Source organism: Paraburkholderia sp. SIMBA_027 (genome assembly GCF_046535315.1).
GTDB lineage: Bacteria > Pseudomonadota > Gammaproteobacteria > Burkholderiales > Burkholderiaceae > Paraburkholderia > Paraburkholderia tropica.
This window is the reverse complement of record NZ_JAWRWY010000163.1, coordinates 1-386: the sequence shown is the minus strand read 5'-3', so window position 1 is coordinate 386 and position 386 is coordinate 1. Positions and strand designations below refer to the sequence as shown.

1 protein-coding gene is annotated in these 386 nt (G+C 57.3%); it reads left to right on the top strand.

The window, feature by feature from the left end:
* On the top strand, positions 1–386 hold a 386-nt coding region (locus SB764_RS38595; RefSeq protein ID WP_410866549.1), incomplete at both ends, for a hypothetical protein.

The following is a 386-nucleotide window of genomic DNA, read 5'->3' as shown; positions in this document are numbered from 1 at the left end:
TTCGACGTGTTCCGCTACGAGCGGCTGATGCAAGACAGGGTCGACGAACGTGAAGGAACCCTGGCGACAAACTCCGACGAGTTGATCGCGCTCATCCGAGATGTATTCCTACACGGCGTTGAGCTGAACAAAGGTACCGACGACCTCGTTCGCCTACATGATGTTGAGGCAGCCCGAAACTTCTACAGCATGTTCCTGACCTGGAGAGCCGACGGCGCCCCGCTGAAGCTCATGATCGGTCGGTATTTGAACCACTGGAGGCGGCAAAGTGACGACCTGATATTCGTGGGTTCGAAGTGGGGTGAAGTGAAAAGCTCGCAGTTCGAACATGCCGCCGCCTACGTGAGCCGCTCCGCAAAGTCCCGATCCGCACTAGTGAACCTGGC